Annotated in this window: 19 protein-coding genes and 1 pseudogene; 15 read left to right on the top strand and 5 right to left on the bottom strand. The window is 70.9% G+C overall.

Annotated elements, in window-relative coordinates:
• Positions 1 to 10 precede the first annotated feature (10 nt).
• The 6 genes from uca to rfbA all read left to right on the top strand — a co-directional run bounded on the left by uca (position 11) and on the right by rfbA (position 8901).
• Positions 11 to 3568, top strand: a complete 3558-nt coding sequence (gene uca / locus V5F53_RS21695) for an urea carboxylase (RefSeq protein WP_393995721.1) — start codon at positions 11 to 13, stop codon at positions 3566 to 3568.
• Positions 3568 to 5364, top strand: a complete 1797-nt coding sequence (gene atzF / locus V5F53_RS21690) for an allophanate hydrolase (protein WP_393995720.1) — start codon at positions 3568 to 3570, stop codon at positions 5362 to 5364. Before uca ends, atzF begins: the two co-directional genes overlap by 1 nt.
• Positions 5365 to 5551: 187 nt before the next feature.
• Positions 5552 to 6115, top strand: a complete 564-nt coding sequence (rfbC, locus tag V5F53_RS21685) for a dTDP-4-dehydrorhamnose 3,5-epimerase (RefSeq protein WP_393995719.1) — start codon at positions 5552 to 5554, stop codon at positions 6113 to 6115.
• A 4-nt stretch (positions 6116 to 6119) separates the two neighbouring features.
• Positions 6120 to 7160: a dTDP-glucose 4,6-dehydratase gene (gene rfbB / locus V5F53_RS21680; RefSeq protein WP_393995718.1), complete on the top strand. Its 1041-nt coding sequence runs from the start codon at positions 6120 to 6122 to the stop codon at positions 7158 to 7160.
• A complete protein-coding gene (rfbD, locus tag V5F53_RS21675) occupies positions 7157 to 8014 on the top strand; it encodes a dTDP-4-dehydrorhamnose reductase (RefSeq protein WP_393995717.1) in 858 nt (285 codons plus the stop codon). Before rfbB ends, rfbD begins: the two co-directional genes overlap by 4 nt.
• The gene (gene rfbA, locus V5F53_RS21670; protein WP_393995716.1) at positions 8011 to 8901 is read left to right on the top strand and encodes a glucose-1-phosphate thymidylyltransferase RfbA; all 891 of its coding nucleotides are present in this window, start codon (positions 8011 to 8013) and stop codon (positions 8899 to 8901) included. The genes rfbD and rfbA overlap by 4 nt, the downstream gene beginning before the upstream one ends.
• Before the next feature lie 60 nt (positions 8902 to 8961).
• On the opposite strand, the gene V5F53_RS21665 is transcribed toward rfbA, so the two are convergent.
• Both V5F53_RS21665 and V5F53_RS21660 read right to left on the bottom strand, forming a co-directional pair.
• Complete coding sequence (locus tag V5F53_RS21665; RefSeq protein WP_393995715.1) at positions 8962 to 9408, bottom strand: RrF2 family transcriptional regulator; 447 nt, start codon at positions 9406 to 9408, stop codon at positions 8962 to 8964.
• An 86-nt stretch (positions 9409 to 9494) separates the two neighbouring features.
• The gene (locus tag V5F53_RS21660) at positions 9495 to 10844 is read right to left on the bottom strand and encodes an LLM class flavin-dependent oxidoreductase (RefSeq protein ID WP_393995714.1); all 1350 of its coding nucleotides are present in this window, start codon (positions 10842 to 10844) and stop codon (positions 9495 to 9497) included.
• Positions 10845 to 11333: 489 nt separating this feature from the next.
• On the opposite strand from V5F53_RS21660, the gene V5F53_RS21655 reads away from it, so the two are divergent.
• Together V5F53_RS21655 and V5F53_RS21650 are read left to right on the top strand one after the other, a co-directional pair.
• Positions 11334 to 11972, top strand: coding sequence for a cysteine dioxygenase family protein (locus V5F53_RS21655; RefSeq protein WP_393995713.1), 639 nt, complete (start codon positions 11334 to 11336; stop codon positions 11970 to 11972).
• Positions 11969 to 13591, top strand: coding sequence for a rhodanese-like domain-containing protein (locus V5F53_RS21650; RefSeq protein WP_393995712.1), 1623 nt, complete (start codon positions 11969 to 11971; stop codon positions 13589 to 13591). The genes V5F53_RS21655 and V5F53_RS21650 overlap by 4 nt, the downstream gene beginning before the upstream one ends.
• A gap of 108 nt (positions 13592 to 13699) precedes the next feature.
• Here the strand turns inward: V5F53_RS21650 and V5F53_RS21645 are convergent, their stop codons facing one another.
• Together V5F53_RS21645 and V5F53_RS21640 are read right to left on the bottom strand one after the other, a co-directional pair.
• Entirely contained in the window at positions 13700 to 14020 is a 321-nt protein-coding gene (locus V5F53_RS21645; RefSeq protein WP_393995711.1) for a helix-turn-helix domain-containing protein, read from the bottom strand.
• Between the two features lie 247 nt (positions 14021 to 14267).
• Complete coding sequence (locus V5F53_RS21640) at positions 14268 to 14720, bottom strand: hypothetical protein (protein ID WP_393995959.1); 453 nt, start codon at positions 14718 to 14720, stop codon at positions 14268 to 14270.
• On the opposite strand from V5F53_RS21640, the pseudogene V5F53_RS21635 reads away from it, so the two are divergent.
• The 7 genes and pseudogenes from V5F53_RS21635 to V5F53_RS21605 all read left to right on the top strand — a co-directional run.
• Positions 14604 to 14936, top strand: a pseudogene (locus V5F53_RS21635) (LLM class flavin-dependent oxidoreductase); the annotation flags it as partial. The gene V5F53_RS21640 and the pseudogene V5F53_RS21635 sit on opposite strands and share 117 nt — an antisense overlap.
• Positions 14937 to 15150: 214 nt before the next feature.
• Positions 15151 to 15360 carry a hypothetical protein gene (locus tag V5F53_RS21630; protein ID WP_393995958.1) on the top strand — a complete coding sequence of 70 codons (210 nt, stop codon included), beginning with the start codon at positions 15151 to 15153 and terminating at the stop codon, positions 15358 to 15360.
• Positions 15361 to 15484: 124 nt separating this feature from the next.
• Complete coding sequence (locus tag V5F53_RS21625; RefSeq protein ID WP_393995957.1) at positions 15485 to 15763, top strand: hypothetical protein; 279 nt, start codon at positions 15485 to 15487, stop codon at positions 15761 to 15763.
• A gap of 445 nt (positions 15764 to 16208) precedes the next feature.
• Positions 16209 to 17309 (top strand): ABC transporter substrate-binding protein, encoded by a 1101-nt coding sequence (locus V5F53_RS21620; RefSeq protein WP_393995710.1) that lies wholly within the window; start codon positions 16209 to 16211, stop codon positions 17307 to 17309.
• A gap of 11 nt (positions 17310 to 17320) precedes the next feature.
• On the top strand, positions 17321 to 18352 hold the full coding sequence (locus tag V5F53_RS21615; protein WP_393995709.1) for an ABC transporter permease: 1032 nt from the start codon (positions 17321 to 17323) through the stop codon (positions 18350 to 18352).
• A complete protein-coding gene (locus V5F53_RS21610; protein WP_393995708.1) occupies positions 18346 to 19164 on the top strand; it encodes an ABC transporter ATP-binding protein in 819 nt (272 codons plus the stop codon). Before V5F53_RS21615 ends, V5F53_RS21610 begins: the two co-directional genes overlap by 7 nt.
• A 112-nt stretch (positions 19165 to 19276) precedes the next feature.
• A complete protein-coding gene (locus V5F53_RS21605) occupies positions 19277 to 20407 on the top strand; it encodes an ABC transporter substrate-binding protein (protein ID WP_393995707.1) in 1131 nt (376 codons plus the stop codon).
• A gap of 170 nt (positions 20408 to 20577) precedes the next feature.
• Here the strand turns inward: V5F53_RS21605 and V5F53_RS21600 are convergent, their stop codons facing one another.
• Entirely contained in the window at positions 20578 to 21936 is a 1359-nt protein-coding gene (locus V5F53_RS21600) for an LLM class flavin-dependent oxidoreductase (protein WP_393995706.1), read from the bottom strand.
• Positions 21937 to 22055: the final 119 nt, after the last annotated feature.

Here is a 22055-nt window from a genome sequence, read left to right as displayed (position 1 = left end):
GAACGACCCCATGTTCACGAAGGTCCTCATCGCCAACCGGGGCGAGATCGCCGGCCGCGTCATCCGCACGCTCCGGCAGATGAACATCCGCTCGGTGGCGGTCTATTCCGACGCCGACCGCTTCACCGCGCCGGTGCTGGCCGCCGACGAGGCGGTGCGCATCGGCCCCGATGCCGCCAAGGACAGCTACCTGGACGCCGACGCCATCCTCGCCGCCGCCAAGGCGACGAGGGCGCAGGCGGTGCACCCCGGCTACGGTTTCCTGTCCGAGAACGCCGCCTTCGCCACCCGTCTGGCGGCGGAGGGCATCGCCTTCATCGGCCCGCGCCCGGAGCACCTCACCGACTTCGGCCTGAAGCACACCGCGCGTGAGATCGCCCGCGCCGCCGGCGTGCCGCTGCTGCCGGGCTCCGGGCTGCTGGACGATGCCGATGCGGCCATCGCCGCCGCGGGCGAGATCGGCTATCCGGTGATGCTGAAGAGCACCGCCGGCGGCGGCGGCATCGGCATGCAGCTCTGCGCCAATGAGGAGGAACTGCGCGCGAAGTTTGCCAATGTGCAGCGCATGGGCAAGGCCAGCTTCGGCGATGCCCGCGTCTACCTGGAACGCTTCGTCGCCACCGCCCGCCACGTGGAGGTGCAGATCTTCGGCCTCGGCGACGGCCGGGTGCTGACCCTCGGCGAGCGCGACTGCTCGCTCCAGCGTCGCAACCAGAAGGTTCTGGAGGAGACCCCGCCGCCTGGCCTCACCGTGGAGCAGCGGGCGCGCCTTGCGGATGCCGCCCGCACGCTCGGCGAAGCGGTGTCGTATGAAAGTGCCGGAACGGTGGAGTTCATCTGGGACGTGGCCCGCCAGGACTTCTATTTCCTGGAGGTGAACACCCGCCTGCAGGTGGAACACCCGGTGACGGAAGAGGTGTTCGGCGTCGACCTGGTGGAATGGATGATCCGCCAGGCCGCAGGCGAATTCACACCACCGGACCAGCTCGTGGCCCGGGGCGCCGCCATCGAGGCGCGCATCTATGCGGAGAACCCGCAGGCGGACTTCCGCCCCTCCACCGGCCGCGTCACCGCGCTGTCTTTCCCCGAGGGCGCGCGGGTGGATGGGTGGATCGAGCGCGGCAGCGAGGTCACCGCCCATTACGACCCCATGCTGGCCAAGCTCATCGTCCATGGCGCCGACCGGGCCGAGGCGGTGGCGAAGCTCCAGGCGGCGCTGAAGGCCACCCGCCTGTACGGGCTTGAGACCAATCTCGACTATCTCGGCGCGGTGGCGGCCGGCGCGGCCTTCGTCTCCGGCCAGGTGGCGACATCGGTGCTGAAGGACTTTGCCTTCACGCCCCGCGCCATCGAGGTGCTCAGCCCCGGCGCCCAGACCAGCGTGCAGGACTGGCCCGGCCGCCTCGGCCTGTGGGACGTGGGCATTCCCCCATCCGGTCCCATGGACTCGCGCTCCCACCGCCTCGCCAACGCGCTGGTCGGCAATCCGCAGGGCGCCGCCGCCCTCGAATGCACCGTCAGTGGCCCCACCCTGCGCTTTCGCCGCGACGCGGTGATCGCCCTCACCGGCGCCGACATGGACGCCCGCATCGACGGCCGTCCGGTGCCGCGCTTCGCGCCGGTGGCCATCGCCGCGGGCGAGACGCTGGTCATGAAGGCGGTCAACGGCCCCGGCCAGCGAGCCTATCTCGCCGTGGCCGGCGGGCTCGACGTGCCCGATTTCATGGGCTCCAAGGCCACCTTCGCCCTCGGCGGCTTCGGCGGCCACGCCACCGGCACCCTGCGCGCCGGCGACGTGCTCAAGATCGGCGACGCCGAGACCCGCCCGGCCCGCCCCGCAGCGGCCGAGGAGATCCCCGCGCTCACCCATGACTGGACGCTCACGGTGCGCTCCGGCCCCCATGGCGCGCCGGACTTCTTCCAGCTGGACGACATCAGCGACCTGTTCGAGCAGCGCTACGAGGTGCATTTCAACAGCGCCCGCACCGGCGTGCGCCTGATGGGCCCGCAGCCGCGCTGGGCCCGCACGGACGGCGGCGAGGCCGGGCTTCACCCCTCCAACATCCACGACAACGCCTATGCGGTGGGCGCGCTCGACTTCACCGGCGACATGCCCATCATCCTCGGCCCGGACGGACCGAGCCTCGGCGGCTTCGTGTGCCCAGTGGTGGTGGCCACGGACGACCTGTGGAAGGTGGGCCAGCTGAAGCCCGGCGACGGCGTGCGCTTCCAATGCGCCGACGGCTATGTGGCGGACAGCCCGCGCCTCGCCGCCCCCACCGTGCTGCCGGCGGCGCGCGGCCTGACCCAGAGCCCCATCCTGGGCGCCATCGCCGATGCCGAGGTGCCGGTGGTCTACCGCCGCGCCGGCGACGACTACCTGCTGGTCGAATACGGCCCCATGGTGCTCGACATCGCCCTGCGTCTGCGCGTGGGGCTGCTGGCGCAGGCCATCCGCGCCGCGAAGCTGCCGGGCATCGTGGACCTGACGCCCGGCATCCGCTCGCTGCAGGTGCATTTCGATCCCGACCGCATCTCCGGCACCAGGCTGGTGACGGCGCTGGCGGAGCTGGAAACGGGCCTGCCCCGGGCCCAGGACGCCACGGTGCCCTCGCGCATCGTGCACCTGCCCCTGTCGTGGAACGACCCCTCGGTGCAGCTTGCCATGCGCAAGTACCAGGAGCTGGTGCGCCCGGACGCGCCGTGGTGCCCCTCCAACATCGAGTTCATCCGCCGCATCAACGGCCTTGGCTCCATCGAGGACGTGCATCGCATCGTGTTCGAAGCGGATTACCTGGTGCTGGGGCTGGGCGACGTCTACCTCGGCGCGCCGGTGGCAACGCCGCTCGATCCGCGCCACCGCCTCGTCACCACCAAGTACAATCCGGCCCGCACCTGGACCCCGGAGAATGCGGTGGGCATCGGCGGCGCCTATCTGTGCGTCTACGGCATGGAGGGGCCGGGCGGCTACCAGCTGTTCGGCCGCACCATCCAGATGTGGAATTCCTGGCGCTCCACGCCCGAGTTCACCCCCGGCCATCCCCACCTGCTGCGCTTCTTCGACCGCATCCGCTTCTACCCCGTGGATGAGAAGGAGCTGGCGGAGGCGCGCGCCGCCTTCCCGCACGGACGCTATCCCGTGCGCATCGAGGAAACCGAGTTCTCCTGGCGCACCCACGCCCGCTTCCTCGACGCCAACAAAGCCGAGATCGACGCGTTCCAGGCCACGCGCCAGGCGGCCTTCGAGGCCGAGCGCGCCGACTGGAAAGCCCGCGGGCTCGACAGCTTCGTGGCCGAGGATGCCCTGGTGCTGGCGGCCGGAGAGGAAGAACCCCTGCCCTCCGGCGCGACCGCGGTTGCCGCCCACATGACCGGCACGGTCTGGAAGGTGGTGGTCGAGGAGGGGGCCGTGGTCAAGGCCGGCGAGCCCATCGCCATCCTGGAATCCATGAAAATGGAGATGGAGGTTCTCGCCCCCGTCTCCGGCCGCCTCCTGGAGGTGCGCTGCAAGCCCGGCCGCACGGTGCGGGCCGGCGACGTGATCGCAGTGATGGAGGAAAGCGCGTGATGCTGCCGGACATGCTCGACATCTCGACCCTGGAAGCGGGCTATGCCGCCGGCGCCTTCACCCCCCTCGACCTGATCGAGGAGGTCATCCGCCGCCTGAACGCGGGCACCGACCCGGCGGTGTGGATCTCCCGCTTCTCCGACGACGAGCTGCGCGCCGTTGCCCGCGCGCTGGTGGCCGAGGGCGGGCGGGAAACCCGGCCGCTCTGGGGCATTCCCTGCGCGGTGAAGGACAATATCGACGTCAAGGGCCTCGCCACCACCGCCGCCTGCCCCGCCTTCGCCTACACGCCGGAACGGGACGCGGTGGCGGTGGCCCGGCTGAAGGCAGCCGGGGCGCTGGTCATCGGCAAGACCAATCTCGACCAGTTCGCCACCGGCCTCAACGGCACCCGCTCGCCTTACGGCGCGCCGCGATCGGTGTTCGATCCGGCTTATGTCTCCGGCGGCTCCTCCTCCGGCTCGGCGGTGGCGGTGGCCTCCGGCCAGGTGGCCTTCTCGCTCGGCACCGACACCGCCGGCTCCGGCCGGGTGCCGGCCGCCTTCAACAACCTGGTGGGCGTGAAGCCCACCAAGGGCCTCGTGCCCAACACTGGCCTCGTGCCCGCCTGCCGCAGCCTCGACTGCATCTCCGTGTTCGGCCTCACCGCCGCCGACGCGACCCGGGTGCGCCGGGTGATCGAGGGACCGGACGCCGCCGACGCCTATTCGCGCGCCGCCGCGCCGCGACCGCTGCCGCTGGAGCGTTTCCGCTTCGGCGTGCTCGACCCGAGCGAGCGGTTCTTTGACGGCGACGGCGAGGCCGAGGCCCTGTACGACGCCTCCATCGTCCGCCTCACCGCTCTGGGCGGCACGGCGGTGGAGATCGACTACGCCCCGTTCCGCGACTGCGCGAGCCTGCTCTATGGCGGGCCCTGGGTGGCCGAGCGGCTGGCGGCGGTGGAGACCTTCTTCGCCGCGCACGCCGACGCCATGGACCCGAGCGTGCGCGCCATCATCGCCGGCGCACAAGCCTTCTCCGCCGTGGATGCATTCCGCGGCGCCTATGCGCTCGAAGCCTATCGCCGCGCCACCGACGCCCAATGGGCGAAGATGGACGTGCTGCTGCTGCCCACCGCGCCGCGCATCGTCACCGTGGCGGACATGCAGGCCGATCCCATCGGCCTCAACGCCATGCTCGGGCGCTACACCAATTTCGTGAACCTGCTCGACTGCTGCGGCGTCGCCGTGCCCGCCGGATTCCGGGCCGATGGCCTGCCGGTGGGCGTCACCCTCATCGCCCCCGCCTTCTGCGACGAGGCCCTCGCGGTGCTGGCCGACCGCTTGCACCGCAGCGCCGGGACCGGGACCGGCCACGACCGGGCCGCCGCCCTCCCCGAGGCCGCGCGGCTGGCGCCGGGCGCCGACGGGCTGGTGCCACTGGTGGTGGTGGGCGCCCATCTCTCCGGCATGCCGCTGAACGGCGACCTGCTCGATGCCGGCGCGGTGCTGCTGAAGAGCTGCCGCACCGCGCCCGACTACCGTCTCCATGCCCTGCCCGGCACCGTGCCGCCCAAGCCCGGGCTGGTGCGCGTGCCCGGCTCCGCCGGGCCGGGCATCGCGGTGGAGGTCTGGGGGCTGCCGCCGCTCGCCTTCGCCGCCTTCGTGGCCGCCATTCCCGCACCACTCGGCATCGGCAAGGTCACGCTGGACGATGGCACGGCCGCCAGCGGCTTCCTGTGCGAGGCCCACGCCGTGGCCGGGGCGGAGGACATCACCGCCTTCGGCGGCTGGCGCGCCTGGCGTGCCCGCGGCTGAATCGCCCGGGCCTCGCCCCTCACGAAGGAGCACGGGGGTGGCTCGGCCACGGGGTGCAGCCAGGATGATACCTCCCCCAAGGGACGCACGTTGTCCGGCATGTGATACGGGATGACTTGCCGGTGATGACTTGCTATGTGCTGCCCTCGCGTCGAACGCCTGCGGCGGGACTCTTCTGGGGGCACTCTTGAACATCGAACACACGCCCTTGCCGGGCGTCGAGATCATCACGCCGCGCCGGTTCGGCGACTCCCGTGGCTTCTTCAGCGAGAGCTGGAACCGGAAGGCGCTCACCGAGGCGGGGCTGGTGCTGCCGGACTTCGTGCAGGACAATCACTCCCTTTCCGCCCGGCGCGGCACGGTGCGTGGCCTCCACTTCCAGTCGCCGCCCCACGCCCAGGGCAAGCTGGTGCGCTGCGGCCGCGGCCGCCTGTTCGACGTGGCGGTGGACGTGCGCCGGGGCAGCCCCGCCTACGGCCAGTGGTTCGGCACCGAGCTGTCGTTCGAGAACGGGCGCCAGCTCTGGATTCCGGCCGGCTTCCTGCACGGCTTCCTGACCCTCGAGGACGACACCGAGATCGTCTACAAGTGCACCGATCATTACGCACTCGACTGCGACGGCGGCGTGCGCTGGGACAGCTGCGGCATCGCCTGGCCGCTGGCCGAGGGGGTGGAGCCGGTGCTCTCCGACAAGGACAAGGTCGCGCCGGCCCTGGCGGACTTCGCCTCGCCCTTCGTCTACGGAGCCTGACCCCATGAAGATCCTCGTGACCGGCGGCGCCGGCTTCATCGGCTCCGCCGTGGTGCGGCAGGCGATCCGGGACGGCCACCAGGTGGTCAATCTCGACGCGCTCACCTACGCCGCCTGCCTCGACAACGTGGCCCCGGTGGCGGCAAGCCCCGGCTACGCCTTCGAGCATGCCGACATCCGCGACCGGCCCGCCCTCGACCGCATCTTCGGCCAGCACCAGCCGGACGCGGTGATGCACCTGGCCGCCGAAAGCCACGTGGACCGCTCCATCGACGGGCCGAAGGACTTCATCGAGACCAACGTCACCGGCACCTTCAACCTGCTGGAGGCGGCGCGCGCCTACTGGACCGCGCGCGGCAAGCCGGATGGCTTCCGCTTCCACCACATCTCCACCGACGAGGTGTTCGGCACCCTGGGCGCAACCGGCCAGTTCACCGAAGACACCCCCTATTCGCCCAACAGCCCCTATTCCGCCTCCAAGGCGGCGTCCGACCATCTGGTGCGGGCCTGGCACGAGACCTACGGCCTGCCGGTGGTGCTCACCAACTGCTCCAACAATTACGGGCCCTACCACTTCCCGGAAAAGCTCATTCCGGTGGTGATCCTGAAGGCGCTGGCGGGCGCGCCGATCCCGGTCTACGGCGCCGGGCTCAACGTGCGCGACTGGCTGTTCGTGGAAGACCACGCCGACGCGCTGCTGACGGTGATCGCCAAGGGCCGGATCGGCCGCAGCTACAACATCGGCGGCGAGAACGAGGCGCGCAACATCGACATCGTCGAGACCATCTGCGCCATCCTCGATGCCAAGCGCCCCAAGGCCAGCCCCTACAAGGACCAGATCACCTTCGTGGCCGACCGGCCCGGGCATGACCTGCGCTATGCCATCGACCCCACCCGCATCCGCACCGAACTCGGCTGGCGCCCGTCGGTGACGCTCCAGCAGGGCCTCGAGCGCACCGTGCAATGGTACCTGGACAACGAGGCGTGGTGGCGGCCGCTGCAGGAGCGCCAGGGCGTGGGCCAGCGGCTCGGAGTGAAGGCATGAGCCTGCTCGTCATCGGCAGCACCGGGCAGGTCGCCCGGGAGCTGCACCGGCGCGTGCCGCAGGCGCGCTTCCTCGCCCGCGCGGACTGCGACCTGAACGCGCCGGACGGCTGCGCCGAGGCCATCCGCGCCGCCGCCCCCTCCGCCGTCATCAACGCCGCCGCCTGGACCGCGGTCGATCGCGCCGAGAGCGAGGAGGAAGAGGCCACCCGCGTCAACGGCGCCGCCCCCGGCGCCATGGCCCGCGCCTGCGCCGCCCTCGGCATTCCCTTCGTCCACATCTCCACCGACTATGTGTTCGATGGCGGCGGCACCCGCCCCTGGGCGCCGGCCGATCCGGTCGCCCCCCTCGGCGCCTATGGCCGCTCGAAGCTGGCCGGCGAGGTGGCGGTGGCGGCCGCCGGCGGCCCCCATGTGGTGCTGCGCACCTCCTGGGTGTTCTCGGCCCATGGCGCCAACTTCGTGAAGACCATGCTGCGCCTCGGCGCCACCCGCGACACCCTCACGGTGGTCGCCGACCAGGTGGGTGGGCCGACCCCGGCGGGCGCCATCGCCGATGCCTGCCTCACCATCGCCGAGCGCCTCAAGACGGCGCCGGAGCGGTCGGGCATCTACCACTTTTCCGGCGCGCCCGACGTGAGCTGGGCCGACTTCGCCCGCGAGATCTTCGCGCAGGCGGGCCTTGCCACCACCGTCACGGACATTCCCACCTCGGCTTACCCGACGCCGGCGCGTCGGCCGGCCAATTCCCGAATGGACTGCTCCGCACTCGCGGCAGCCTTCGGCATCGGCCGCCCCGACTGGCGCTCCGGGCTGGCCGCCGTCCTGTCAGACTTGAAGGGAGATGCGGCATGACTGCGCGCAAGGGCATTATCCTCGCTGGGGGCTCCGGCACGCGGCTCTATCCGGTCACCATCGGCGTGTCCAAGCAGTTGATGCCGATCTACGACAAGCCGATGATCTATTATCCGCTGTCGGTGCTGATGCTGGCCGGCATCCGTGAGATCGCCATCATCACCACGCCGCAGGACCAGGACCAGTTCAAGCGCGTGCTCGGCGACGGCTCCCAGTGGGGCATCAGCCTCACCTATGTGGTGCAGCCCCATCCCGGCGGCCTGGCCCAGGCCTACACCCTCACCGAGGATTTCCTGAACGGCGCCCCCTCCTGCATGGTGCTGGGCGACAACATCTTCTTCGGCCATGGCCTGCCCCAGCTGCTGGCCGAGTCCACCGCCAAGACCGTCGGCGGAACCGTCTTCGGGTACCATGTGACCGATCCCGAGCGGTACGGCGTGGTGGCCATGGACGCCGCCGGCAAGGTCACCTCCATCATCGAGAAGCCGAAGGCGCCGCCCTCCAATTATGCGGTGACCGGCCTTTACTTCCTTGACGGCAAGGCCAGCGAGCGCGCCCACAAGGTGAAGCCCTCCGAGCGCGGCGAGGTGGAGATCACCAGCCTGCTCGAAATGTATCTGGCCGAGGGGACGCTGGACGTGAAGCGCATGGGCCGCGGCTTCGCCTGGCTCGACACCGGCACCCATGGCAGCCTGCTCGACGCCGGCAATTTCGTGCGCACCCTGCAGAAGCGCCAGGGCATGCAGACCGGCTGCCCCGAGGAGATCGCCTTCCACCAGGGCTGGATCAGCCGCGACGAGCTCCAGGCCATCGCCGTGCAGCTCTCCAAGAACGACTATGGCGCCTACCTGCTGTCGATCCTGAAGGAAGGCCCGATGCCGGCCTGAGCCGCCGGCCCGGCCGCAGCGCGGAGCGCGGGTCGCCGCGCCCCGCAGTGGGGACGGGGTTCAGATATAGTCCACGAACGAGGTGAGCTGGTCGTTCGACAGGTCGCGCAGATCGGCCAGCGTATAGGTATCGAGCACGGTGCCGATGGCCTCGCGCACCTCGCTCATGAGCAGGCGCACATTGCAGGTGGCCGCGTCGCAATCCTCGCAGGCCTCGTAGGCCCGCTTGCTGGCGCACTGCAGCGGCGCCAGCGGCCCATCCAGGGCGCGGATGACGTCGCCGACGATCAGCTTCTCAGGCAAGTCGGCGAGGCGATAGCCGCCGCTCTTGCCCTTGCGGCTCAGCAGCAGGCCGGCCTTGCGCAGATCGCCCAGGATCACGTCCAGGAACTTCTTGGGAATGCGCTTGGCCTCGGCCACCTCGCCCACCTGCGCCGTCTGCCCCACCGGCAGGGCGGCCAGATAAGCCACCGCCTTCAGCCCGTACTTTCCCTTTTTCGTCAGCATCGGCCGTTCCGCCTGTCTCAGAGGATGGGCGCCCGCGCTCGCCGACCCGCCCGGCCCGAGGCCGACGGGCCCGGCGCGGGCTGTGCTCACGCCAGGCGCTGTGCGCTCTCCGGTGTGTCGAAGGCGCTCTCCACCGGATCAAGGCCGTAGCGCGCGCGCAGCGTCGTCTCCTCGTACTCGACGCGGAACAGGCCGCGCCGGCGCAGGATCGGCACCACATGCTCGGCGAACAGGTCGAATTGCGCGGGCAGGATGGGCGGCATGATGTTGAAGCCGTCCGCCGCACCGGAGGCGAACCAGTCGGCGATGAGGTCGGCGATCTGCTCCGGCGTCCCGGCGGTGGTGAAGTGCCCGCGTGCCCCGGCCAGGGACGCCAGAAGCGCCCGCAGCGTCGGCCGCTCGCGCGCCACCAGGGCGACGATGCCCTGAGCCCGGCTCTGGGACGCCTCCACCGTCGCCGGATCGGGAAAGTCGTCCACCGACAGAGGCTGATCGAGGGGGAGGTGGGAGAAGTCGACGCCGCCGAAGCGGCTGGAGAGCCGCGCCAGCCCGACGTTGGCGTGGCTCAGGGCGTTCAACTCGTCGAACACCTGGCGTGCTTCGGCCTCGGTGGAGCCCAGGGCCGCGGACAGGCCCGGCAGGACCACGATCTGGTCCGGCCGGCGGCCGAACGCCCGCGCCCGGGCCTTCAGGTCATCATAGAAGGTGATGGCGCTGTCCTTGGTCAGGTGCGCCGTGAACACCGCCTCCGCGTGGCGCGCGGCGAACCGGCGCCCGCCTTCCGAGGAGCCGGCCTGCACCAGCAGCGGGCGCCCCTGGGGGGAGCGCGGCACGTTCAGCGCGCCCGCCACATGGAAATGCGCGCCATGATGCGCGATGGGGCGCACCCCGTCGGGCCGGGCGAAGCGGCCCCCGGCGCGATCGTCCAGCACCGCGTCGGCGGCCCAGCTGTCCCAGAGCTTGTTGGCGACCGTCACGAACTCTTCGGCACGGGCATAGCGCTCGGCCTGGCTGCTCTGGCCGGTGTCGCCGAAATTCGCCGCCGCAGCCGGCACCCAGGAGGTGACGATGTTCCAGCCGACCCGCCCGCCGCTGAGATGGTCGAGCGAGGCAAACTGGCGGGCGAGGTTGTAAGGCTCGCTATAGGAGGTGGAGGCGGTGGCGATGAGGCCGATACGCTCCGTCAGCGGCGCCAACGCGCCAAGCAGGGTCAACGGCTCCAACTCGCCCTTGGCAGCATGCGCGATGTCGTCGGACAGCGCCACATGGTCGGCGAAGAAGATGGAATCGAGCTTCGCCGCCTCCGCCGTCAACGCCAGCTCGCGATAATAGGCAAGATCGGAGAGCCGGTGGCCGGTGGCGGCCGGGTGCCGCCAGGCCGCCTCATGATGGCCACGTCCGTTGATGAACAGATTGAGATGCAGCTTTCGGGTCATGCGCACGCTCGGGAATCTACGGGAATTGAGGGACGGGCCAATGAGGGAGGGGCCAATGAGGGAGGGGCAAAGCCCGGCGGCAACCGTCCCACCGCCCCGGCGCATGGGACGGGGGCGGACGCTGGAAACCGCACCCGAGGCATCCCGCCTGCCAGAGCGGATGACGGCGCTGCCATACGGACGAATCGGCGACGCACAGCCGGAGACATCCGCGCGAGACGCAAGCGCCCCATCCGCGCCCGACGGGCGCAGCGGCACGATCTCAGCTTGGTCAGCTTAAATATCATTAAATCAATATATTTAATTTATTTTAGGTGTCAAGGACGCGCGCGACGTCAGCCGGCGGCCTTGAAAACCGCCAGTAGCGGCGCCCGTGCACCCCTCGCCAAGCCGATTGCGTGGATCGTCCGCCAGATATATGTCTATTAATTCCGTTTACTTACACAAAATATGCAAGGGCCCCGGCCCCCGCGCAATCGGCAGATCCCCATGCCCGCTCCCCGTCCCACCGCTCCCGCCGCCGCCATCACGCCCCTGCGGGATTTCGTCATTGCCTTCGGCCGGCTGCTGGACAGCCATCCAGACGAGCCGCGCATCCTGCGCGAGGGCGGCGCCCTGCTCGCCCGCCTGGTGGCCCAGGATGACTGGCTGCCGGAGGCGTATGCCCAGCCGCACCCCACCTATTACCAACAATACCTGCTGCACGCCGACAGCACCGAGCGCTTCAGCGTGGTCAGCTTCGTGTGGGGGCCGGGCCAGCAGACCCCGGTGCACGACCATACCGTATGGGGCCTCATCGGCATGCTGCGCGGCGCCGAATACAACCAGCCTTTCGCCCGCGACGCCTCCGGCCGCCTTGCGCCGAACGGAGCGGCAAGCCGGCTGGAACCGGGGGCGGTAGAAGCGGTGTCGCCCACCATCGGGGACCTGCACCGCGTGACCAATGCCCATGCCGATCGCGTGTCCATCTCCATCCACGTCTACGGCGCCAACATCGGCGGCGTGCACCGCCACACCTATCCCGAGGACGGGCCGCCGAAGCCGTTCGTTTCCGGCTATAGCAACGCCACCCTGCCCAATCTCTGGGACCGCTCCAAAGACCCCCTCCAGCCCGGCGTGCCCGCATGAGCCTGACCGACACCGCCTCGTTTCCCACCCTCGGCACCGCGGAGGTGCGCGCGCGCCTGCTGGCGCGGCAGGAAACCGCCCTCATCGACGTACGCGAGGAAGACCCCTTCGCCCAGGAGCACCCGCTGTGGGCGGCCAACCTGCCGCTGTCGCGCATCGAGCTCGACGCCTTTCGCCGCATTCCCCGCCGCGACACGGTGCTGGTGCTCTACGGCACCCACGACGGGGAGGACCTTGCCCCGCGCGCCGCCCATGCGCTGGCGGCGCTGGGCTACACCGGCGTGCACCTGCTGGCCGGCGGACTGGAGGGCTGGCGCGCCGCCGGCGGCGAACTGTTCCGCGACGTAAACGTGCCCTCCAAGGCATTCGGGGAGCTGGTGGAGCATGAGCGCCACACGCCGTCCCTGGCCGCCGGGGAGGTCGCCGCCCTGCTCGCCGCCAAGGCCGATGTGGTGGTGGTGGACGCCCGCCGCTTCGACGAATACCGCACCATGAGCATCCCCACCGCCACCAGCGTGCCCGGCGCCGAGCTGGTGCTGCGCGTGCGCGAGCTGGCGCCCGATCCCCGCACCCGCGTCATCGTCAACTGCGCCGGACGCACCCGCTCCATCATTGGCACCCAGTCGCTGGTCAACGCGGGCCTGCCCAATCCGGTGGCGGCGCTGCGCAACGGCACCATCGGCTGGCTGCTCGCCGGCCAGGAGCTGGACCACGGCGCCACCCGCCGCCCGCCCGAGCCCTCGCCCGCCACCCGCGCCACGGCTGTGGAGAGCGCCCGCGCCGTCGCCGCGCGGGCCGGCGTGCGCCCCCTGCCGTTCGCCGCCCTCGCTGGCCTCGACACGCCCGACCGCACCACCTACCGACTGGACGTGCGCACGCCGGAGGAATACGCCGCCGGCCACCTGCCCGGGTTTCTCAGCGCCCCCGGCGGGCAATTGGTGCAGGAGACCGACCACCACGCCCCGGTGCGCGGGGCCCGCTTCGTGCTCGACGACACCGACGGCGTGCGCGCCCACATGAGCGGCTCCTGGCTCGCCCAGATGGGCTGGGAGGTGCATGTTCTGGACGATGTGCCAGCCGATGCCCGTACCGCCACCGGCGAGGCCCCAGCCGACCGCGCGCCACTTCCGGAGGTCCCGCTCATCGCGCCCGCTGCGCTGGCGCGCGCCCTGGAGGCGGCGGGGAACGACCCGGCGGCGCTCCAGGTGATCGATGTGAACGCCAGCGCCGATTATGTGCGCGGCCATGTGCCCGGCGCGTGGTTCGCCATTCGCGCCCAGCTGCCGGCGGCGCTGCGGGTGGTGCCCCCGGCGCGGCGCTATGTGGTTACCTGCGGGCGCGGCATCCTGGCCCGCTTCGCCGCCGCCGACATCGCGGCCATCCTCGGCGGCGCCGGGGACGTGGCGGTGCTGGAGGGCGGCAACGCCGCCTGGGCCGCCGCCGGACTGCCGCTGGAGGCAGGGGAGGCCCGGCTCGCCGTGCCGCGCACCGACCGCTACCGCCGCCCCTACGAGGGAACGGACGCTCCCCGCACGGCCATGCAGGCGTATCTGGATTGGGAGTTCGGCCTGGTGGAACAGCTCGGCCGCGACGGCACCCATCATTTTCAGGTGATCTGACCACCGGGCGACGGGTGCGGACCGGTTCAGCCTCCAGGCGCACGCTCAAGCGGTGGGGCGGCCGCGGATGGACGCCGCCCCGGACCCGCCGCAGCTGGCGGGCGGAGCTTAAGCCCGCCCGCTCCGCCACCCGTTCGAGGTCGAGCCGCGCGCCGCACCCAACTCCCGCGCAGGGCGATGCGCATCGCGGCTCACCTGGTCCACCACGCTCATGTCCGCATCGGCGTTGAACAGACGCGAGAGATTGCGCGGGCTGGTGGCGGCGAGGTCCGCCCGCACCGCCACCATCCAGGCCCGCGCCGGGTGCTGCCTGACCGCATCGTCGGCCCGATGGACGGCGGGTTGAATGTGGTTGCGCCTCTCAAGCCACCGCGAGAGCTGCGGATCGGCGCCGCCGGGCCGCAGATGGACCGCCGGATATCGCGCCACCGCGAGGGCCGCCCGGTGCCGCCTCCTGCGCCGCCCCATGCAGCATGGGGGGCGATGCCGGATCTGCCGAGGCGTTCGCCATCCTCCGCGAACAGGCGTTCTCCGCCACCCGCGCCGCCGGAGGGAAGCCCGCCCGCACCGCCGCCCCGGCATGGCGGGACATGATGGGAGGTGCACAGGTCACTCCCCGCCCGCGCCGCTAGAAGGGCTCGGGACCGGATGGAAACCAGCCGCCGTGCCACCCGCCTCAGCCACGCCGCTTCAGCCACGCCGCCACGGCCCCCTTGTGCCGCGCTCCGAGGTGGCGATCACCCTGGCCAATGGCCGGCGTCTGTGTCGCCGCATCGGCGCCGCGCGCGGCATTGCAGATCCGCGCGCCAAGGTCCCGGACGCGGCCGGCAGCGATCCGGCTCACCGCGCCCTGCCCGATCTCATTGCCCGCATGTCGAGCCCGGCCGCTCTGGCCGCGCTTGTCGACGGGCGAACTCCCGCCTGCTCCGCCGCTGCCTGACCGTTCCAGAAGGACCCGCCCATGGCGGATGCCCCAACAGACCCTCGCCTCCAGCTCCATCTCGGCCTGTTCCTGCAGGGCGCCGGCCACCACCTGGCCGGCGGGCGTCACCCGGAGGCGCAATCGGGCGCCGAGAACCTGACGCTGCTCCGGCAGGTCGCCCGCACCGCCGAGCGCGGCAGGTTCCACATGGTGTTCCTGGCCGACGACCTCTCCACCGCCAGGGACGCCCATCCTTCCATGGTGGCGCACCTGGAGCCGCTGACGCTGCTGGCGGCGCTGGCCCTCTTCACCCGCCGCATCCGCCTCGTGGGCACCGCCTCCGCCACCTGTGGCGCGCCGTTTCGCACCACGCGCGTGTTCGCCTCCCTCGACCACACCTCCGGCAGCCGCGCGGGATGGAACAGGGTGACCGCCTCCCACACGCGCTCGGCCGGCGATTTCGGCCGCCCCCACCCCTCCCATCCCGAGCGCGACCTCATCGCCGGCGAAGATGTGGACGTGGCGACCGGCGAGTGGGACAGCTTCGAGGACGGTGCGGTGGCGCCGATAAGGCCAGCGGCGCCTAGGCGGACCCGGAGCGCCGGCATGCGCTCAAGCACCGGGGCGCTATTTCCAGGTGCAGGGCCCGCTGAAGTCTTCGCGCAGCCCGCAGGGCCAGCCGGTCATCATCCAGGCCGGCTCGTCCGATCCCGGCCAGGAGCTGGCCGCCCGCTCGGCCGACGTGGTGTTCACGGCCCGGACCGGGCTGGCCGAGGCCCGCGCCTGCCATCGCGGCCTGAAGGACGCCCGGCCCGCCACGGCCGCCGCCCGGAGCGCCCGGCGGTGATGCCCGGGGTGTTCCCTGTCATCGGCCGCCCCTCCGCCGAGGCCCGCGAGAAACTGGAGCTGCTGCAGGGCTGGACCGCCCCACGGCAACCTATCCTCGGCTCAACGGGTGACACGGCGCCGACGTGTCCGGCGACCCCCTCCACGGCCCGGTGCTGGATCTGCCCGACAGCGACCAGATCAGATGCCGGGCGCGGCTGCTGATCGAGCTGGCGTGCCGCGACAAGCTCACCATCCGCGATCTGCTGCACCGGGTCGGCAGCGCGCGCGGCCACTGGATGGTGGGCACGGCGATTGAGGTGGCCGATGCCCAGGAAGCCTGGTTCAGGGCCGGGGCGGCCACGGCTCCAACGTCACGCCGCCCTATTTCCCCTGCGACCTCGACGACTTCGCGGACCAAGTGATGCCCATTCTCCAGGAGCGGGGCCCGGTCCGCGCCGACCACGACGGCGCCACCTTGCGCGCGCATCTTCGCCTTGCAACGCCGCAGAACCGCCACACCGCGGAACGGGCGCGCCGCCGGGCCGGCGCGGCCTCCTGAACGATCTCCGCGCCGCCGCACGAGACGGCCCGCCCCCTTCGCGCCGCGCGGCCCATCCCGCGGCCGAACGCCCCCTCACGCCGCCACGCGGTGCGCCTGTCTCCCCCCACATTCCGCATCGCGCCGCGACCGCCGGTATCCCCAGCGGCTTCGACCATGGTCTTGGAAAGATCGCCTTGACTCTCATTCTATTAAATCCATAATTTTTATTGATTAATTACATTGCGACTGTGGAGATTGCAGTGCCAAAATCAAGTCATGGCCCTAAGGCTCCGACGCCCGCCGCGCGGGAGCCCGCACCCAGCTCCATGCGTCGCGGCTTGCTGCGGCTTGGCCTTGCCGCCGGCGCGATGACCGCCCTTGGCGGCGCGGGCGGCCACGTGCTGGCGGCCAACCTGCTGCGGGCCCCGGCCGCCATCGGCCCCGCTGTCGACGCGGAATTCCCCCTGTGCCGCACCGCCGCCGAAGGCGCCGCGCCCACCGGCCCCCTGCGCCCGCTCAAGCTGGCCTGGACCGCCAGCGGTATCTGCACCGCCGCGGCGCCGGTGGCAAAGGAGACCGGCATCTTCGCCCGCCACGGGCTCGACGTCGAATTCGTGAACTTCGGCGCCTCCACGGAGATGCTGCTGGAGGCGCTGGCCACCGGCAAGGCGGAAGCCGGCCTGGGCATGGCGCTGCGCTGGCTGAAGCCGCTGGAACAGGGCTTTGACGTGAAGATCACCGCCGGCGTGCATGGCGGCTGCATGCGCCTGCTCGGGGCGCCGGGCGCGGGCGTCAGCGACCTCCAGTCGCTCAAGGGCAAGACCATCGCCATCGCCGACCAGGCGGGCCCGGCCAAGAACTTCTTTTCCATCTACCTGGCCGAACGCGGCATCGACCCGTTCAAGGACGTGGAGTGGCGCCAGTACCCGGGCGAGGCGCTGACCCTGGCGGTGGAAAAGGGCGAGGCCCAGGCCATCGCCCACTGGGATCCGCTGACGTGGCTGTTCCTGAAGGACGGCCAAGGCAAGGGCCCGGACGGCCAGCCCCGGTTCGTGGAGATCGCCACCAACCTGTCCGAGAAGTACGCCAGCCGCGCCTGCTGCATCATCGGCGTCAGCGGCGCGCTGATCCGCAACGACAAGCCGGTGGCCACCGCCCTCACGCGGGCGATCCTGGAAGGCGGCCACGTGGTCCACCAGGACCCCCGGAAGGCGGCCGAGATCTTCTCCGCCTACGGCGGCAAAGGCTCGGTGGACGATCTGGCCGAGATGCTGCGCAGCCATACCCACAACCATTCCCCCGTGGGGTCGGCCCTGAAGGAGGAGATCGCCCTCTACGCCGAGGAGCTGAAGGTGGTGCAGGTGTTCAAGCCCAGCACCAACAGCCAGCGCTTCGCCGAAAAAGTCTATGCCGACGTCCTGAGCTGAGGAGACCTGACGTGACCGATCAGCTCGTGGACACCGCCGCCGGCCGCGCCGTCGCGGCCAAGACGTCAACCCAGGCCCCCGGCCATGCCGCGACCCGTGCCACCCCCTGGGCCGGCGGGCTGCTCGCCGGTGCCGTCTGGCTGGCCGTCGCCGCCTATAGCGGCCTTGTGCCGGACGCCGACGACTTCGCCTACACCCGGGAGTTCGCCCTAGGCCTTGCCGCCATCGGCGCGGCGCTGGTGCTGCTGGGAGCGGCCGGACCGCTCGCCGGCCTGTCGCTCAAGAGCCTGCGCTACTGGGCGCCCTGGCTGGTGGTGGTGCCGCTGGGCCTGTTCGCCTGGGAAGCCATCACCGCCAAGCTCGAATTGCTGCCGCGGCCGTTCTTCGTCCCGCCCCAGGCGCTGCTCGAGGTCTATCTGGACGACTGGGAAAAGCTGGGCCTGAGCACGGTGGCGTCATTGAAGCTGCTGGCGTGGGGCTACGGCATCGGCGCCGTGGTGGGCGTGTCGCTGGGCGTCGCCATCGGCTGGTGGCGGGCGGCCGGCTACTGGGCGCATCCGGTGCTGCGCTTCATCGGCCCGCTGCCGGCCACGGCATGGCTGCCGGTGGCCTTCTTCCTGTTCCCCTCGAGCTGGAGCGCCAGCGTGTTCCTGCTGGCCCTGGCCACCGGCTTCCCGGTGACCATCCTCACCTGGTCCGGCATCACCAGCGTCAACAAGGACTATTACGACATCGCCCGGACGCTGGGCGCCAGCCAGCGCTTCCTGGTGCTGAAGGTGGCCATTCCCGCCGCCTTGCCCCACGTCTTCGTCGGCCTGTTCATGGGGCTCGGCACCTCGTTCGCGGTGCTGGTGGTGGCGGAGATGCTGGGCGTGAAGGCCGGCCTCGGCTGGTACCTGCAATGGGCCCAGGGCTGGGCCGCCTACGCCAACATGTATGCCGCCCTCATCGTGATGGCGCTGATGTGCTCGGGCCTCGTCACCCTGCTGTTCCGCGTTCGTGACCATGTCCTCGCCTGGCAGAAGGAGCTTGTGCGGTGGTGACACAGACCCTTTCCCCGACTGTCTCTCCCGCGCCGGCCGCCGGCGGCGCGCCCGCCGCCGGCATCCGTCTCGACGTCGCGAATGTGAGCCACGCCTTCCGCCTGGAAGGAGCGCCGCTGCCGGTGCTCAGCCAGGTGAGCTTCACCGCCGAGCCGGGGGCGTTCGTCGCCCTGCTCGGGCCCTCCGGCTGCGGCAAGTCCACCCTGCTGCGGCTGGTGGCCGGGCTGGAGCCACCCACCGAAGGCCGCGTGAGCGCCGACGGCATCGAGATCCGCGACCCCGATCCGTCCCGCATCCTGGTGTTCCAGGATCCCACGCTCTACCCCTGGCGCACGGTGGGGGCGAACGTGTCGCTGGGGCTGGAGGCGCGCGGCATCCTGCGGCGGGAGAAGGCGCGGGTGAACCAAGCCTTGTCCCTGGTGGGCCTGTCCTCCTTCGCCAGCGCCTATCCGCGCCAGCTCTCCGGCGGCATGGCCCAGCGCGTCGCGCTCGCCCGCGCGCTGGTGAACGACCCGCGCCTGCTGCTGCTGGACGAGCCCCTGGGCAAGCTCGATTCGCTCACCCGCATCACCATGCAGGCGGAAATCCTGAAGCTGTGGCAGGACGCCCGCTTCACCGCCCTGCTGGTCACCCACGACGTAGAGGAAGCCCTGTTCCTCGCCGAGCGGGTGATCGTGTTCTCCGAGCGCCCGGCCCGCATCAAGGCCGACGTGAAGGTGGACGTGCCCTATCCGCGCCACCGGGGCGACCCGCGCCTCGCCGAGCTGCGCCATCACCTGCTCGGGCTCCTGGGTCTCGACGCCACCTGGTGAAGACGCCGCCCGCCCGCCTTTCAGGCGCGCCGGGGCCGCAAGGCCCCGGCGCGCCGTGCTGTTTCTCTTCCGTTCCCGACGTTCTTCCCCCCCTGTTTCAAGGAGTTCCTTCATGTCCGTCGCGCCTGATGACCATCACCCCGCCGACGCGCGGCGCGCCACCCGTCGCCGCTTTCTGCGGTACGGCCTGGCCGCCGGTGCAGCCACCGTCCTCGGCGGCGCCGGCGGGCGCGTGCTCGCCGCCAACCTGCTCGGCGCCCCGGCCGGCATCGGCAACGCCGTGGATGCCCGTTTCCCCCTGTGCCTGACCGCCGCCGACGGCGCCGCCGCGCCCACCGGCCCGCTGCGGCCGCTGAAGCTCGCCTGGAACGCCAGCGCCATCTGCACCGCCGCCGCCCCGGTGGCCAAGGAGACCGGCATCTTCGCCCGCCACGGGCTGGATGTGGAGTTCGTGAATTTCGGCAGCTCCACCGAGCAGCTGCTGGAAGCCATCGCCACCGGCAAGGCCGACGCCGGGATCGGCATGGCGCTGCGCTGGCTGAAGCCGCTGGAGCAGGGCTTCGACGTGAAGATCACCGCCGGTGTCCACGGCGGCTGCCTGCGCCTGCTGGGCGACGCCTCTTCCGGCGTCACCAGCGTGGCGGCCCTCAAGGGCAAGACCATCGCGGTTTCGGACCAGGCCTCGCCCGGCAAGAACTTCTTCTCGATCTACCTGGCCGAGCACGGCATCGATCCGGTCAAGGACGTGGAGTGGCGGCAATATCCGATCGAGGCGCTGCCGCTCGCCATCGAAAAGGGCGAGGCCCAGGCGCTGGCCGACGCCGACCCGCGCACCTGGATCTGGATCAAGGATTCCAAGGGCAAGCTGGCGGAGATCGCCACCAATCTGTCCGGAAAATACGCGGACCGCACCTGCTGCATCATCGGCGTGCGCGGCAGCCTGATCCGCGACGAGCGGCCGGTGGCCACCGCGCTGACCCGCGCCATCCTGGAAGGCGCCCACAAGGTGGGAGAGGACCCCGCGCTGGCCGCCCGCGTGTTCTCGGGCTATGGCGGCAAGGGCTCGGTGGACGACCTCGTGGCCATGCTGAACAGCCAGGACCATCACCATAGCCCGGTCAACACCGCACTGAAGGAACAGCTCGCGCTCTACACCGACGAGCTGAAGCTGGTGCAGGTCATCAAGCCCACCACCAACAGCCAGCGTTTCGCCGAGAAGATTTATGCCGACGTGCTGAGCTGAGGGGCCCCGGCGGCGCCGGGGATACCGGCGCCGCGCTCGGGAACGGCGATCGACGTGAGCCGCCGCGCCCCAACCTGCGGCCGGAGCGACGGCCCTGGAAAAGGCCGGAACGCCATGCGTTCCGGCCTTTTCCACATCTCGCGTTCCAGCACCCGTCGCGCGCCGCGGCCTCACTCCGCCGCAACGGCGGCCGGCGCGACGTGGGTGGCGGGATGACGGGGAAACGGCAGGCCAAGGTTCTCGCGCAAGGTGGTGCCTTCGTATTCCTTACGGAACAGGCCGCGCTTGCGCAGGATCGGCAGCACCTGCTCGATGAAGTCCTCGAGCCCGCCGGGCAGATGCGGCGCCATGATGTTGAAGCCGTCGGCGCCCTCCTTCACGAAGCGCTCCTCCAGGGCATCGGCGATCTGCTCCGGCGTGCCCACCACCTGCCAATGGCCGCGCGCCCCGGCGATGGAGAGATAGAGCTGGCGAATGGTGAGTTTGTCGCGCCGGGCGGCATCGACCAAAAGTTGCTGGCGGCTCTTGGGGCCGTTGGTTTCCGGCAGCTCCGGCAGCGGGCCATCCACGTCGTAGCCGGACAGATCGGGCACGCCCATGACAGTGGAGAGCAGTTGCAGCCCCACCTGCGGCTGGATCAGCCCCTGCAGTTCCTCGAACTTCTCGCGCGCATCGGCCTCGGTACGACCGATCACCGGGAACACGCCGGGCATCACCTTCACATGGTCGGGATCGCGGCCGGCGTTGGCGGCGCGGGTCTTGATGTCGGCATAGAAGGCGCGCGCCTCCGCCAGGGTGCGGTGGGCACAGAAGATGGCCTCGGCACTGACACCTGCCAGGGCGCGGCCATCCTCGGACGCCCCCGCCTGCACGATCACCGGATGGCCCTGGGGCGAGCGGGCGACGTTGAGCGGGCCGTCGACCTTGAAATGCCGCCCGCGATGATGGAGCACATGCTGCTTGCCGGCCGCGAAGAACTCGCCCGAAACCTTGTCGCGGACGAAGGCGTCGTCCTCCCAGCTGTTCCACAGCCCCTTCACCACGTCCAGGAACTCGCGGGCCCGCTCGTAGCGCGCGGCGTGGGGAATGTGGGCCTCCAGATTGAAGTTGCGCGCCTCTTCTTCCCCCGAGGACGTGACGAGATTCCAGCCCGCGCGCCCGCCGCTCATGAGATCCAGCGAAGCGAACTTGCGGGCGATGTGGAACGGCTCGTTGAAGCTGGTGGAGGCGGTGCCGATCAGGCCGATATGGTGCGTCACCACCGACAAGGCGGACAGCAGGGTGAGCGGCTCGAAGCCCACGTTGCGCGAGCTGCGGCTCACCGAATCGATATTGGTATCGCGCACGCCCAGCGCATCGGACAGGAACAGCGCGTCGAGCTTGGCGGCTTCCGCCAGCCGGGCGAGGCGCAGGAAATGGTCGATGCGGACATTGGCATTGGCCGGCGCGCGCGGATGGCGCCAGGCGGCGATGTGGTGGCCATCCGTCATCAGGAAAGCGCCGAGCTTGATCTGTCGGTCTTTTCTCATCCAAGGCCTCCGAGGGCGCAAAAACACGCCCGGCGGGCGGGACGCGGCACGGGCGCGAACACGGGACGCGGGACAAAGCCGACCCGCCCGGCGCGAGGCCGGAGGCGCATGGTGCAGCG

This window comes from Xanthobacter cornucopiae, assembly GCF_043195065.2.
In the GTDB taxonomy this organism is placed as follows: Bacteria; Pseudomonadota; Alphaproteobacteria; order Rhizobiales; family Xanthobacteraceae; genus Xanthobacter.
The sequence above is the reverse complement of the archived record's forward strand: the minus strand, read 5'-3'. Positions and strand labels throughout refer to the sequence as shown.

Coding starts and splice junctions, on each gene's coding strand:
- uca (WP_393995721.1), top strand. CDS start 11: ATGTTCACGAAGGTCCTCATCGCCAACCGGGGCGAGATCGCCGGCCGC.
- atzF (WP_393995720.1), top strand. CDS start 3,568: ATGCTGCCGGACATGCTCGACATCTCGACCCTGGAAGCGGGCTATGCC.
- rfbD (WP_393995717.1), top strand. CDS start 7,157: ATGAGCCTGCTCGTCATCGGCAGCACCGGGCAGGTCGCCCGGGAGCTG.
- rfbB (WP_393995718.1), top strand. CDS start 6,120: ATGAAGATCCTCGTGACCGGCGGCGCCGGCTTCATCGGCTCCGCCGTG.
- V5F53_RS21655 (WP_393995713.1), top strand. CDS start 11,334: ATGCCCGCTCCCCGTCCCACCGCTCCCGCCGCCGCCATCACGCCCCTG.
- V5F53_RS21650 (WP_393995712.1), top strand. CDS start 11,969: ATGAGCCTGACCGACACCGCCTCGTTTCCCACCCTCGGCACCGCGGAG.
- V5F53_RS21605 (WP_393995707.1), top strand. CDS start 19,277: ATGTCCGTCGCGCCTGATGACCATCACCCCGCCGACGCGCGGCGCGCC.
- V5F53_RS21665 (WP_393995715.1), bottom strand. CDS start 9,408: ATGCTGACGAAAAAGGGAAAGTACGGGCTGAAGGCGGTGGCTTATCTG.
- V5F53_RS21600 (WP_393995706.1), bottom strand. CDS start 21,936: ATGAGAAAAGACCGACAGATCAAGCTCGGCGCTTTCCTGATGACGGAT.
- rfbA (WP_393995716.1), top strand. CDS start 8,011: ATGACTGCGCGCAAGGGCATTATCCTCGCTGGGGGCTCCGGCACGCGG.
- V5F53_RS21660 (WP_393995714.1), bottom strand. CDS start 10,844: ATGACCCGAAAGCTGCATCTCAATCTGTTCATCAACGGACGTGGCCAT.
- V5F53_RS21620 (WP_393995710.1), top strand. CDS start 16,209: ATGCGTCGCGGCTTGCTGCGGCTTGGCCTTGCCGCCGGCGCGATGACC.